This window comes from Archangium gephyra (assembly GCF_049060025.1).
Taxonomy (GTDB): domain Bacteria; phylum Myxococcota; class Myxococcia; order Myxococcales; family Myxococcaceae; genus Archangium; species Archangium gephyra_A.
Genome location: NZ_JBMEQQ010000002.1, coordinates 7,383,595 through 7,397,762, shown reverse-complemented (window position 1 = coordinate 7,397,762; position 14,168 = coordinate 7,383,595). Strand labels below are relative to the sequence as shown.

The following is a 14,168-nucleotide window of genomic DNA, read 5'->3' as shown; positions in this document are numbered from 1 at the left end:
CACCTGAATGAGCATCACCTTTCGCAAGATCATCTTCTGGCCCCACCTGGTCTCCGGCGTCATCGCCGGAATCGTCATCGCGATCATGTCGCTCACCGGAGCGGCGATCGCCTTCGAGCCGCAGATTCTCGCCTGGGCCGACAGCGATGCCCGGCGGGTGCAGGTGCCCGCTCCGGACGCGCCGCGCCTGTCCGTCGACGAGCTGGTGGCCCGCGTGAAGGCCGAGCGGCCGAAGGCGCAGCCCTCGGGCGTGACGGTCTATCCCGAGCCGGACTCCGCCGTGCTGGTGCTCACCGGCCGCGCCGAGGGCGTCTATGTGAATCCCTACACAGGCGAGGTGCGCGAGCAGGGTGCCCAGGGCTGGCGCTCGTTCTTCCATGTCATGGAGGAGTGGCACCGGTGGCTCGGCGCGCACGGGGACAACCGCCCCGTGGGCAAGGCCATCACCGGCGTGTCCAACGCCGCCTTCCTCTTCCTGGCGATCTCCGGCCTGTACCTGTGGTGGCCTCGCAAGTGGACGCTGCGGGCCATGCGCCCCACGCTGTGGTTCCGGCGCGGGCTGAAGGGCAAGGCGCGCGACTTCAACTGGCACAACACCATCGGCTTCTGGTCCCTGCCCGTGCTCATCGTCCTGACGACGACGGGCATGGTCATCTCCTACAAGTGGGCCTCGGATCTCGTCTTCAAGGTCACGGGCAACGCGCCTCCCGCCGCCCAGGGCCCGGCCGCCGCGCCCGCGGTGAAGGTCCCCACCCCGCCGGAAGGCGCGAAGCCGATCGGCCTCGAGCCGCTCTTCGCCGAGGCCCGCAAGCAGGTGCCGGCCTGGGAGACGATCACGGTGCGCCTGGGCGGTGGACAGCGCCCCAATGCGCCCCAGCAGGCGCAGGGCCCGCAGGCGCTCACCTTCGCCATCCGGGAGCAGGGCGCGTGGCCGCTCTTCGCCGCCGCCCAGGTCTCGATGGACCCCTTCACCGGCCAGGTGCTGCGCCGCGAGACCTTCGCGGACTACAACCTCGGCCGCAAGGCCCGCTCGTGGATGCGCTTCCTGCACACGGGTGAAGCCCTCGGGTGGTTCGGCCAGCTCCTCGCCGCCATCGCCTCGCTGGGCGGAGTCCTGCTCGTGTGGACGGGCTTCGCGTTGTCCTGGAGGCGCTTCTTCCCGAGCCGCCGCCCCAGCGCCGCCGCCGTGGAACCCGAGACGGCTCCGGCCCGGTCCGAGACCGAAACGGCGGCCTGACGGCCCACTGCCATTGCTCGCAACGCGCGGAGCCCCACTCCGCGCGCGCCGTAAAGCCATACGAGAATCATTGACCTCCCCTCCAATCCTGAATATGAGAATGCTTCTCAAATTCAGGGTGAGGCCGAGTTGAACCCCCGCCGGCCGGGCCACCCCGACACGACAGAAGGACACAGGGCACACATGTCTTCCACCAAGAACAACAAGACGGGCATCCGCTCGACGAAGGGCACTGCCGGAGGCGTGCGTGGCGCGCTGTGGCCGCTGGGACACGCGGCGGTGGGCCTCGCGTCGGCGCTGGCGGCGGGCGGAGCGCTCGCCCAGGAGACGACGCCTCCCGCGGACGCGCCGCGCACGGAGCAGCCGGCCCCGGCTCCCGAGCAGAAGCCGGAGGGCGCCCAGGACACGTTCGTGCTGCCCACCGTCCAGGTGCAGGAGGCGGCGGAGCCGGAGAGCTACCACGCCCCGGAGAGCAGCCTCGCGCGGCTGCCGGCGCCGCTGGTGAACACGCCCCAGAGCGTCACCGTGGTCTCCCGCAATGTCATCCAGGAGCAGCAGGCGACGTCGGTGCGCGATGCCCTGCGCAACGTGTCCGGCATCACCGTCGCCGCGGGCGAGGGCGGCCGCCAGGGTGACTCCTTCAACCTGCGGGGCTTCTCGGCGCAGACGGACACGTTCCGCGACGGCGTGCGCGACCTGGGCTGGTTCACGCGCGACACCTTCAACCTCCAGGGGGTCGAGGTCTACTTCGGCCCGTCCTCCGTCCTCTTCGGCCGCGGCTCGACGGGCGGCGCGCTCAACCTCGTCACGAAGAAGCCGATGCGGCGCTCCTTCCGCAGCGTGAGCCTGTCGGGCGGCAGCGCGCCCATGGGCCGTGTCGAGGCCGACATCAACGAGGCCGTCAACGACCGCGTCCAGGTGCGCCTCAACGCGCTGGGCCAGCTCTCCGGCGTGGCGGGCCGTGACCACGTCACGGAGAACCGCGCGGGCATCGCCCCCTCGGTGCGCATCTCGCTGGGCCAGAGCACCGCGCTCGAGCTCGACTACCTCTACCAGCGCGAGGACAGCACCCCGGACTACGGCCACCCCTACTTCAACGGGTACCCCGTCTCGACGAGCCTCGACGTGCCGCGCACGGCCTTCTACGGGGTGAGGGGCCAGGACACCGAGCGGGTGAATGCCCATATCGGCACCGCACAGTTCCAGCACCGGTTCGGTGACAGCCTCCAGCTCACCAACTCGCTGCGCCTGGGCGGAGTGGACCGCTACGCGCTGCCCACCGCGCCCCGCGGCCTCACGCCCACCACCGGCAGCCCGACGACGATCGGCCGGCAGCGCTTCGAGATCAACACGGACAACACCTACCTCGCCAACCAGCTCAACCTGCGCGGCGAGCTGCAGACGGGCTTCCTGAAGCACCAGGCGAACGCCGGGCTCGAGCTGACGTGGGAGACGCGCGAGCAGAACCGCAACAACCTCAACGCGGTGGGGCTGCCCACCGGGCCCAACATCACCGCCGACCTGTTCAACCCCAACCCCGAGCCGGACCTCTCGGCGGTCAACCCCATCTTCAACAACTCCAACCAGAGCCGGCAGTGGACGGTGGGGGCGTACGCGGCGGAGCAGCTCTCCCTCGGCCGCTACGTGGAGGTGCTCGGCTCCGTGCGCTTCGACGTGTTCGACACGAAGTACGAGGTGGAGGACGCCACGCGCACGCGCACCGTGCTGAGGCGCCAGGACAACCTCTTCAACTGGCGCGTGGGCGTGCTCGTGCACCCGCTGGAGAAGACGAGCGTCTACGCGACGTACGGCACGTCCGCCAACCCGTCGGCCGAGGTCGGCACGCTCACCACCGGGACGGTGGACCTGGAGCCGGAGCGCAACGCCACCATCGAGATCGGCGCCAAGACGGACCTGTTCGAGGACCGGCTGGGGCTGAACGCGGCGGTCTTCCGCGTGGACAAGACGAACGCGCGCGTGCCGAACACCGACCCCTCGGGCCCCCCGACGATCCTCGAGGGTGCCCAGCGCGTGCAGGGCTTCAGCGTGGGCGTGACGGGCAGCCTCACGAGCAACTGGAGGGTGATCGCCAACTACACCCAGCTCGACTCGGAGATCCTCGAGCACACCAACGCGTATCTCGTGGGCCAGTCGCTGCCGAGCACGCCTCCGCGCAGCCTCTCGCTGTGGACGACCGTCACCCCGCTGGAGCACCTCTCGATTGGCGCCGGCGCCGTGTACCAGGACGTGACGGTGGCCAACAACCCGGCCGCGGAGAACGTGGCCTTCGTCAAGGTGCCCAACTTCTGGCGCTTCGATGCCTTCGCCAGCTACCAGCTCTTCAACCGGGTCGACCTGCAGCTCAACCTGAACAACATCAGCGACGTGCTGTACTACGAGCAGTACTACGCCGGGCAGGCGGTTCCCGGTGAGGGCCGCTCGGCCAACCTGACGGTCCGGGTGCGCTTCTAGCTAACGCGCGGCGGGCGCGGGCCTCACCGCCTGCGCCCGCTCGCCGTGTCGAAGCGGTGCAGCCGCTGCGCGTCGTAGCGCAGCCACACCGGCGAGCCCGTGGGGGCCGAGAAGTCCTCGGCGGCCCGTGCGATGAGGCGCTCGCCGCTCACGTCCACCGTCACCCAGCTCTCCGAGCCCATCGGCTCCACCAGGTACACCGTGCCGCTCAGCGAGCCCTGGGGCGCCGCGCCCGTGCCCACCTCGAGGTGCTCGGGCCGCAGCCCCAGCGTCACCCCGTCCTCGCGCAGCCCCAGCGTCTCCGGCTTCACCAGGTTGATGCGCGGCGAGCCGAAGAAGCCCGCCACGAACAGGTTGGCCGGAGCGTCGTAGAGCGCCCGCGGCGGGGCCACCTGCTGCACCTCGCCCTGGTTCATCACCACCACCCGGTCCGAGAGCGTCATCGCCTCGGCCTGGTCGTGCGTGACGTAGATGAACGTCGCCTTCAGCCGCTCGTGCAGCTTCTTGATTTCCCCGCGCATCTGCGTGCGCAGCGCCGCGTCGAGGTTCGACAGGGGCTCGTCGAACAGGAACACCTTGGGCCGCCGCACCAGTGCGCGCCCGAGCGCCACGCGCTGCCGCTGGCCGCCACTGAGTTCCTTGGGCCGCCGCGCCAGCAGCTTCTCCAGCCCGAGCAGCGCCGCCGTCTCGTTCACGCGCTGGTCGATGGTCGCCTTGTCCGCGCCCGACACCTTCAGCGGGAAGGCCAGGTTGCCCCGCACGTCCATGTGCGGGTAGAGCGCGTAGCTCTGGAACACCATGGCGATGTCGCGCTCGCGCGGAGACATGTCGTTGACGGCCACGCCGTCGATGCGCAGCACCCCGCCGGAGATCTCCTCCAGCCCGGCGATGAGGTTGAGCGTCGTGGACTTGCCGCACCCGGAGGGGCCCACCAGCGAGACGAACTCGCCATCGCCGATTTCCAGCGTCACGTCCTTCGCCCCCACCACCCCGCCCCGGTACTCCTTGCGTACGCCTTCCAGTGAGACCGTTGCCACGCCGCTTGCCTCCTGACCGAGATCCACCCGGCAGACTATCGGCACGGCGGTGTCTTGGGGGCTTCTATTCGCGGAAAGGTGTCCGGTACGAGACCGGCGAGCCCCACGTCTCTGGTAGCCTTCCGGCATGGCTCCCCCGCCGCCGGGCCCCATGCGAACAGCTCCGGTACAGTTCGTTCTCTCCGTCTCGCTGGCCGCCGTCCTCGGCCTCTCTTGCGCCACGGGCCCGCTCTACTCCCACCCGGCGGGCACTCCGTCCCAGTTCCAGCAGTCCTGTGGACCCGCCTGCGCCGCCCCCGTCGCTCCGAGCACCGGGGAGATTCTCGCGCCGGGGGCGATCCGGGCTGGACAGGTGCTCGGGAAGGCCGTCCAGGCCGCCGAGGTCATCCAGGGCTTTCTCAACGTCTCCAAGTTCCTCGACGAAGCGCAGAAGAAGCGCGCGGAGGAGATCATCGTCGCGTGCGTCAAGGAGTCCCACTTCAAGGTCGAAGAGGAACTCTTCGGGAAGGGAAAGTCCCTCCCCGCCTCCGATTGCGAAAAGCCCCCCACCGTCAAGAAGAAGCTCGCACCGGATTGGGCCCGGCACCTCGGCAAACTCAAACACGCAGTGGCCTTTGAATGCATCCAGCAGGGGCTCGCCAAGGAGTTCCCCAACAACTTCACCATTGAACCGCGTTACCGAAGGGAAGAGTTCACGAACGACCTCATGCTCACCGACAGGTGGGCAGGCTCGAAGCAGCCTGACCTCGTCCTCCACTTCACCCGGAACGCCACTCGGATCCAGTGCATCTACGAGCTGAAGTTCCCCTGCGGCAAGGAGCAGGGCGATCCCTGGGGGGATGAGCGCGTCCGATTCCAGATGGAGGAGTACAGAGCCCTCGGTGGTGAATGCGAGCCCGTCATCGTCACTCCACAACTCGAGATCAGCCGGCAGTAGGCCCTATGCCCCCCAGCTATCCACGCATCCGAATCCAAGGCACCCTTCGCAGTGAGTCGTACGGCTTCGAGCGGGTCGGAGAGGAGCTCGTCAAGCAGGTACGAGAGCACGTGTACGAGCGTGTCCTCGCGAGGGACGTGGTCCGCATCATCTTCTTCATTCCCCAGGATCACCACCACCTCACCGCTGGGGTGACTCACGCGCTCGACAGCTACCTTCGAGCCATCGAGGGGCACCCTGGCGCCCTCTCCGATTACACCTGCTGCTGGTGGCAGTCTTTCAAGCTGGAGGAGACGGGATGGGAGCGCATCCGAGAAACCCTGGAACCGAAAGAGCCCAGGTTCTTCGAGGACTATGAGCCCGACGATGCTCGCTTCGCCGAAAAGGACGGTGCCGATCCTTACTTCACCCTCTCCGGCGAACAGGGAAATGGCTACTCCTTCAGCTACCACGCCCGGCTTCCCTGGCGAGAGCCGCATCCCCGCAGCGTGAGCGTCCTCTCCGCCACCCTGCCGACCGAATACCTCGAGGAACACGGCGCCCACCACGTGCGGGAGTTGGCGATGGACATGGCTTCCCGCCTGCCCTTCGCCACCGGGCACGCCGGACTTGCCCTCCGCCTCTGGCATCGCATCTACGACCAGCTTGACCGTCTGCGCACCGAGCTGTTCCGCCACCCGGGCTTCGATGTCCGCGAGGCCTCCCACTTCGACGGCATGGGCACGCGGGTGGATGGCATCCACTGGATGAACTTCCTCGGGCCGCCCGTCCTCTCCCAGCTCGGAGGCGCCGCGGGCCTGCGCGCCCGTCTCCACTCGCCCACCACCGTGCAGGAGCTGGAGGGCGAGCGCGCCGTCGTGACGTTGGGCGAGGCACCCGAAGCCGGAGACCTGGACCAGGGCCAGACGCTTCCCGCCTACCGTGAGCTCGCCCGCGTGCTGGAGCCCTACCTGGAGCCCTTCCCCTGGGGATTCTTGGAGCGCAAGAGTCCCTCCGTGGAGGAGGAGCTCCGCCGCTGGTGGCGCCGCTTCCTCGATTGAGGCGGCCCCAGCGGTGGGGCTCCGCGTCTGATAACCTCCCGGCCCACCGCTGCCCAGCCCCATGCGAACACCTCCGGCGCAATTCGTCCTCTCCGTCTCGGTGGCAGCCGTCCTCGGTCTTTCTTGTGCCACCGCCCCGTCCGCGCTGTATGGCTCGCCGTCGATGGGGCTCCATCCTCCCCGCCGCACTTCGCTCCCCGCCTCTCCTGGTGCCGAGCGCAACGGCTTTGAGGATGTGCCCGCGGCCCCGCCGTATCGGACCCCCTCCAGCTTCGAACAATCATGTGGACCGGCTTGTGCTGCCCCCGTCTCCTCGAGCACCGGGGAGATTCTCGCGCCGGCGACAGCTCGGGCCGCACAGGTGCTCGAGAAAACCCTCCAGGTCACCCAGTCCATTCAGGGATTCCTGACGGTCACCAAATTCCTCGATGAGGCCCAGAAGAAGCACGCGGAGGACCTCATCGTCGCGTGCGTCAAGGAGGCCCACTTCAAGGTCGAAGAGGAGCTCTTCGGGAAGGGGAAGTCCCTCCCCGCCTCCGATTGCAACAAGCCTCCTGCTGTCGAGAAGAAGCTCGCCCCCACTTGGAGGAGGCATCTTGGACTCCTCAAACATGCCGCGGCCTTCGCCTGCATCCAGGAGCGCTTCTCCGAGGAATTCCCAAACAACTTCTCGGTGGAGCCTCGCTACCGCAAGGACGACCTCACAAAGGAGGTCATACTGACCGACAGGATGGCTGGCTCACTGCGCCCCGACCTCGTTCTCCACTTCACCCGGAATGCCACTCGGATTCAGTGCATTTATGAGCTCAAGTTTCCATGCGGCGATGAGAAGAAAGATCCATGGTCGATCGCCGAGGTGGACAAGCAGATGAGGAGCTACGCGGATCTCGGGGGCGCATGCAAACCTGCCCTTGTCACACCTCAGATGGGCCTCGATCGGCGTTAGCAGCCACCCCATGAGCCTCACCTATCCACGAGTCCGCATCCCAGACACCGTCACGCAGGATGGAGCCGGACGGCTTCTCGCACGAGACATCGTGCGCCTCGTCTTCTTCCTCCCCTACGACCACCATCTCCTGGCGCCGGGGGTGACCCATGCTCTCGACAGCTATCTTCGCGAACTCGCGGGCCACCCCAATGCCCTCGCCTATGGGAAATGTTGCTGGTGGGAATACTCCCGGCTCGATGAGGGAGAATGGCAACTCATTCGCGAGACGTTGGAGCCGAAGGCGCCCAGGTATTTCGACGACTACGAGCCCCACGAGGCTTTCTACCCCGAGAAGGACGGCGCCGATCCGTACTTCGCCCTTCGAGGGGAGCCAGGCAGTGGCTACGCCTTCAGCTACCACGCCCGGCTTCCCTGGCGAGAGCCGCCCCCCAACAGCGTGAGTGTCCTCACCGCCACCCTGCCAACGGAGTACCTCGAGGAGCGCGGGGCCGAGCACCTGCGAGAGCTCGCCAGGAACATGGCATCCCGCTTGCCCTTCGCCTCCGGACACGCCGGCCTCGCCCTGGAGCTCTGGCACTCCATTGATGAGCAGTTCGACCCCTGCCGCCCCGTGCTGTTCCGCCACCCAGGCTTCGACGTCCGCGAGGCCACCATCCACGACGGCATGGGCACACGGGTGGATGGCATCCACTGGATGAACTTCCTCGGGCCGCCTGTCCTCTCCCAACTCGGAGGCGCCGCGGGCCTGCGCGCCCGTCTCCACTCGCCCACCACCACCGTGCAGGAGCTGGAGGGCGAGCGCGCCGTCGTGACGTTGGGCGAGGCACCCGAAGCCGGAGATCTGGACCAGGGCCAGACGCTTCCCGCCTACCGTGAGCTCGCCCGCGTGCTGGAGCCCTACCTGGAGCCCTTCCCCTGGGGATTCTTGGAGCGCAAGAGTCCCTCCGTGAAGGAGGAGCTCCGCCGCTGGTGGCGCCGCTTCCTCGATTGAGGCGGCCCCAGCGGGGGGGCTCCGCGTCTGATAACCTCCCGGCACGGCGTCCCCCCCGCCGCCCCCGCCCATGCGTTGCCCGGTCTGCCACCGCCGCCTCGTCCCCGGCGCCGCCTGTCCCCTGCACGCGGAGCGGCCCCGGCCCTCGCCCGAGGCCGAGCCCCTGCCGCTGCCCCAGGTGCCCGGCTTCCAGCTCCAGGCCCTCATCGGCGCCGGGGGCTTCTCCCGTGTCTTCTCCACCCGGCGCGCGGACGATGGGCACGAGGTGGCCCTGAAGGTCGCGCTCGGCCCCCACTCCGAGCGCTTCGCCCGCGAGGCCGCCGCCCTGCGCCGCGTCGGCCCTCCCACCGTCCCCGCGTTGCTCCTCGAGGGCTCCACCGCGGGCTCCGCCGCGGGCCGTTCCGTCCTCGTCCTCGAGCGTCTGCGCGGCCAGACGCTCGCCGCCTGGATGGCCGCGCTCCCCGGCTCCGGCGCCGCGCCCCTCTCGCATGTGAGGGATCTGCTCGCCGGCCTGTGCGGTGCCCTGGAGCGCGTCCACGGCGCGGGGCTCGTCCACCGCGACCTCAAGCCGGAGAACGTCTTCCTCCGCGAGGGCGGCACGCTCAGCCTCCTGGACTTCGGCCTCGCGCGATTCCTCGACGCCTCGGACCCGGACGAGCCCGAGGAGTCCGTCAGCCTCACCCGCACCGGCCAGCGGCTCGGCACCGCCGTCTACATGGCCCCCGAGCAGTGCCTCGAGTCCCGCGACGTCGACGCACGCACCGACCTCTACGCGCTCGGCGTCCTCCTCTTCGAGCTGCTCACCGGGGCCCCTCCCTTCACCGGCGGGCCCGACGAGGTGCTGCACGGCCACGTCACCCTCCGCCCTCCTCGCGTCTCCGAGCGCGCCCCCGTGCCGCCGGCCCTCGACGACGTCCTCCTGCGCTGCCTCGCCAAGGACCGGGCCGCGCGCTTCGCCTCCGCCGCCGCGCTCCTCGCCGCCTTCGACGCCGCCTGCCGCACCAGCCCCTCCGCGCCCGCTCCCGCCGAGGAGTCCCTCGCCCCCGCGCGTCCCCACGGCGTGCGCCAGGTGGCCCTCCTCGGAGTACGCGGTGAGCTGGACGTGGCGCAGCTCGCCGCCTCCGTGGCGCCCGAGGGCGGACTGCTCGCGCGCATCCACCCGGGCCTCTGTCTCGTCGCCTTCCCCGAGCACCCCTCGGCCGAGGCGGGACTGCGCGCCGCCGCCCGCGCCGCCCGGCAACTGCCCGCCGAGCCCGGCACCACCACCGTCCTCCACCTCGCCGAGCTGCGCGTGCGCCCCGGTGCCACCCTCACGCGCATGGCGGGCATGGCCCTCGAGCAGCCCGGGGCCTGGTGGCCCGGCGGCACGCCCAGTGGAGACACCCCCCTGCTGGCCACCCCCGAGGCCGCGGCCCGTCTCGGTGAAGGCGCGACGTCGCCCGGCCCGTCCGGCGCCCTGCTGCTCACCGGCGACTCCTCCATCACCCGCGCCGCCTCCTCCGCCGAGCCTCCGCCCCTGCTGGGCCGCGACGCGCTGCTCGACACGCTCCTGGCCAGTGCCACCCGCTCCTTCTCGGGCCACGGCCCCGGCCTCTCCGTCCTCACCGGTGAGCCCGGCCACGGCAAGACGCGCCTGCTCGACGTGCTCGCCACGCGGTTGGAAGCCGAGGGCCGGGCCCGGGTGCTCCGCCTCACCGCGCCCCACCCGGACGCAGCCGGTGCCGACGCCCTCCTCCACGCCTTGTGGGCCTGGTGCGCCCCGGACGCGCCCCTTCCCTCCGCGACCTCCGGGGCCCGGCGCCACGCGCTCGCCCGCACCGTGGCCGAGGCCCTGCGCCGCCTCGCCTCCCGGCAACCCCTCGCGCTCCTCCTGGATGACGCGCACCAGGCGGACCCCACCACCCTCGACGCCCTCGAGGTGGCCACGCTCGCCGCGCCCGAGGTGCCCCTCTGGGTGTGCGCCGCGGGACGGCCCGAGCTGCTCGGCCTGCGTCCCCTCCTCGGCGAGCGCGCCGGCCTCCCCGCCCAGCAGGTGCTGCCGCCGCTCGCCCCCGAGGCCAGCCGCGCGCTGTTGCTGCACCTGCTGCGCCCCGCCGAGTTCATCCCCGAGCCGGTGCTCGCCCGCCTGGAGCAACTGACGCAGGGCGTGCCCCTGTCCCTCGTGGAAGTCGCCGGGGCGCTGCGCACCTCGGGAGCCCTGCGCGCCACCCCGGGCGGTGAAGGGTACGTGGCCGCGGACGAGCTGCTGCACGTCTCGGTGACGCCCCTCTTCGAGCGGCTCGCCACCCGCGCCCTCTCCGTGCTGCCCGCGGCGCACCAGGGCCTCGCGCAGCTGTGCGCGGTGCTCGGCCAGGAGCTGACGGTGGCCCAGGTGGACGCGGCGCAGCGGCACCTCGATATAAAGGAGGACACGGCGCGCGTGGCGGGCCTGGACGCGGGCACGGGGCTCGCCCGGTTGGAGCGCGCGGGACTGCTGCGGGCGGTGGGCCCCGAGCGCTACGCCTTCCGTCAGCCCCAACTGCGCGAGGCCCTCGAGCGCGCCCTGCCCGCTCCGTGGCGCCGGGCACTGCACGCGGCGGCCCTGCGGGGCCTCTCGGGACAGGGAGCGCCGGAGCAACGCCGCCGGGCCCGCCATGCCGCGGCCTGCGGTGCGCACGAGGAGTCCTTCACCGCCTGGTTCTCCCTGGGCGAGGCCGCGCGGCAGGCCCACCGCCACGTGGAGGCCGAGCAGGACTACACCCACGCCCTGGCGCAGCTCCCCGAGGGAGACCCGGCGCGGCGCGCGCGCGTGCTGGCGGGACGGGGCCGGGTGCGCTACCGCACGCACCGCTTCCGCGAGGCGCTGAGTGACTTGAGCGCGGCACGGGCGCTGGCCGGCTCGCAGAAGAACACCGCGCTGGAGGTGGACCTGCTGTTGGAGGAGGCCACCGTGCTGGACTGGCTGGAGGACGCGGAGGGCACGGCGGCGCGCACGCAGGAGGCGCTGGAGAAGGCCGAGTCCCTCGATGACCCGCGCCTGTCCGTGCGCTGCTCGCTGGCCCGGGCGAGGCAGGCGTGGCGCGAGGGGGACTGGGCGCGCGCGACGCGGCTGCTCACCGCGACGGTGGAGGCGGCCACGCTCGCGCGGGACACGGAGACGCGCGTCATCGCCCTGATGATGCAGGGCACGGGGCTGGCGCTGGCCGGGGAGGCGGACGCCTCGGCGCGGGCCTTCGACGAGGGGCTGGCGCTGTGCCGCAAGGAGGGCGACGCGCTGCACGAGGCCGCGACCCTCATCAACCGCCCCTTCCTCTGGCGCGCGAGGGGCGACGTGGAGGCGGCCCTGGAGGACCTGAGGCGCTCCACGGCGCTGGCGCGCGAGCTGGGCCACCCGCAGGTGGAGCGCTGGGCCTCGGGCAACCTCGCCGAGTTCCTCCATTGGATGGGGCACACCGGCGAGGCCTCGCGGCTGGCCCGGCGCGCGCACGAGCTGGGCGTGCGCTTCTTCGACGAGCACCCGGTGGCGGTGGACGCGGTGCTGCTGGCGCGCGTGTGCGCGGCGCGCGGGGAGCTGGACGAGGCCCGGAGGCTGCTCGCCTGGCTCTCCGCCCGCTGCCGGCCCGAGCAGACGCCGCCCAACACCCTGGCCCTGTGGCACCTGGTGGAGTTGCAGGCGCGCGAAGCGGAGACCGGCACCCGGGACGCCGGGGCCTGGAAGGCGCTCGCCGAGGAGGCCCAGCCGAACACCTCGGGCGATGAGCTGACGGAGGTGCTCTACCAGGCCACCGGGTCCGCGCTCCGGGCCGGGTGCCGCGACGAGGCCCACGCGTGGCTCACCCGGGCCGAGAGCACCGCGGCGGCCTCTCCCCTGTGGCGCTCGCGCCTGGACGCGCTCCGCGTTGCCTGGGCGGCCACACCCCCGGACCGCCCCCTGTAGCCCCCGGAGCAACAGGGCCCCTCCCCCCCTTCCGGCCACCGATGGAGGATGATCCACCCCCCAGATGGCCCACACCATGCACCCGAGGCCGAGCATGAATTCCCAGCGACTCGCGAACAACCCTGGTCCCCTGCACTTCCGGTTCCAAGCCCTCGCACTGGGGGTCATGCTGCTCGGTGTCCCGGGTTGCCAGCCGGAGAGGCCGGGCGAGGAGGGGGAGCTGGAGCCCGGCACGGTGGCGCGGGAGATGCGGGTGGCCAACTCGCTCACCACGCAGGCCCTGGTGCTCAACACCATCTCCACCAACCCCACGGCCAACCACCTGCTGACCACGGGAGGCCTGGCGCCGCTGTTCGAGCCCCTGACGGGCAACAGCTACCTCCGGCACCAGCTCCGGGACACGGACGCGCAGAGCTTCATGTCCTATCTGGTGAGCTGCGCGCTGCCCGCGGGCCACCACGTCCTCTGGAAGGATCCACTCACGCTGACGGTGCGACGCTGGGAGGGCAAGACGGGCCTGTGCCCCCAGTGGAAGACCGGGGCGCCCTCGCAGGAGTGCGAGAACCGGGTGTCGGCGTGCCTGCTGGCGCGCAACAACGCGCTGGGCCGCCGGGTGGAGCTGTCCATCCGCGGCGAGGACGCGCTGCGGCCCACGCTCTTCGCCCTGGAGAACGAGACGCGGCCGGTGGAGTACGACCCGGACCTCGGCAACGGCCGGGTGCCGAGCTACGAGACCTGCACCGCGGCGCAGACGGGGATGAACCGCGACTGCGGCTGGGAGGCGGACTTCATCGGCCGGTGCACGGCGGGACAACCGGTGCGGCTGGGCGCGGGGGGCAAGGCGCCGGACCAGTGCGCCACGGGCTCGGCGCTGGGCACGTGGAGCGGCGCGCGCATGATGCTGCGCGTGTGTGACGGCATCATCGGCTGCGACCAGGGCAGCACGCGCCAGCTCGGCCAGAGCGAGGGGACGTGCGCCACCCCGCAGGCCGCGGTGACGTTCACCTGCCCGGCCTCGGGCTACTTCAACGTGATGAGCGCGCCCTACGACAGCACGCTGACGGGGAACGTCAACGTGGAGGTGGAGCCGGGCACGCCCGCGGCCACCCACTACCGGCTCTCGGAGAAGGCGGTGTTCCGCATCCGCGAGGGCGCCTACTACGGCAACATCTTCGACGCCGGCGCGCTGGCGACGAAGGTGTTCGTCGACGAGAGCGGCCGCATCGTGGGCAAGGACCAGGTCATCCAGGGCTCGGTGTACCGGAAGATGTTCTCCTGCCAGGCGCCGGAGTGGACGGAAGCGGCGGCGTATGCCTCGCACCGCGTCTGCGCGTTGCCGGGCGCGGGGGCCAACTGCGCGGCCCAGCCGGTGGGGGACTGCATCGACTCCGCGAACCGCGCGTACCCGGCCTCCAAGTGCAGGAAGGAGGATGGCGCGGTGGTGTGGGGCGATGGGGATTTCGAGGAGTGCTACGATTCGACGGGAACGCTGTGGAAGGAGCCCATCACCGTATTCCTGCACGAGCCGTGTGGGCTGACGCCGGGCGCCTCGTCCAACACCTGCACCTGGCGCGGCGGCACGAAGTAGT

General features: G+C 71.0%; 9 protein-coding genes. 8 read left to right on the top strand and 1 reads right to left on the bottom strand.

Annotated elements, in window-relative coordinates; all coding sequences use genetic code 11:
- Positions 1-7: 7 nt before the first annotated feature.
- Positions 8-1,237: a PepSY-associated TM helix domain-containing protein gene (locus tag ACN28I_RS32325; protein WP_420945758.1), complete on the top strand. Its 1,230-nt coding sequence runs from the start codon at positions 8-10 to the stop codon at positions 1,235-1,237.
- 183 nt (positions 1,238-1,420) lie between these two features.
- Entirely contained in the window at positions 1,421-3,709 is a 2,289-nt protein-coding gene (locus ACN28I_RS32320) for a TonB-dependent receptor (protein WP_420945757.1), read from the top strand.
- Between the two features lie 23 nt (positions 3,710-3,732).
- Here ACN28I_RS32320 and ACN28I_RS32315 read toward each other — a convergent pair whose 3' ends face one another.
- Entirely contained in the window at positions 3,733-4,746 is a 1,014-nt protein-coding gene (locus ACN28I_RS32315) for an ABC transporter ATP-binding protein (RefSeq protein ID WP_420945756.1), read from the bottom strand.
- Positions 4,747-5,098: 352 nt separating this feature from the next.
- On the opposite strand from ACN28I_RS32315, the gene ACN28I_RS32310 reads away from it, so the two are divergent.
- The 6 genes from ACN28I_RS32310 (at position 5,099) to ACN28I_RS32285 (ending at position 14,167) form a co-directional block, all read left to right on the top strand.
- Entirely contained in the window at positions 5,099-5,683 is a 585-nt protein-coding gene (locus ACN28I_RS32310) for a hypothetical protein (protein ID WP_420945755.1), read from the top strand.
- 5 nt (positions 5,684-5,688) lie between these two features.
- Positions 5,689-6,723 (top strand): type VI immunity family protein, encoded by a 1,035-nt coding sequence (locus tag ACN28I_RS32305; protein ID WP_420945754.1) that lies wholly within the window; start codon positions 5,689-5,691, stop codon positions 6,721-6,723.
- Between the two features lie 361 nt (positions 6,724-7,084).
- Positions 7,085-7,669, top strand: coding sequence for a hypothetical protein (locus ACN28I_RS32300; protein WP_420945753.1), 585 nt, complete (start codon positions 7,085-7,087; stop codon positions 7,667-7,669).
- Positions 7,670-7,679: 10 nt separating this feature from the next.
- Positions 7,680-8,663, top strand: a complete 984-nt coding sequence (locus ACN28I_RS32295; protein ID WP_420945752.1) for a type VI immunity family protein — start codon at positions 7,680-7,682, stop codon at positions 8,661-8,663.
- Between the two features lie 70 nt (positions 8,664-8,733).
- On the top strand, positions 8,734-12,579 hold the full coding sequence (locus tag ACN28I_RS32290) for a serine/threonine-protein kinase PknK (RefSeq protein ID WP_420945751.1): 3,846 nt from the start codon (positions 8,734-8,736) through the stop codon (positions 12,577-12,579).
- Between the two features lie 94 nt (positions 12,580-12,673).
- Positions 12,674-14,167: a hypothetical protein gene (locus tag ACN28I_RS32285; RefSeq protein WP_420945750.1), complete on the top strand. Its 1,494-nt coding sequence runs from the start codon at positions 12,674-12,676 to the stop codon at positions 14,165-14,167.
- Position 14,168: the final 1 nt, after the last annotated feature.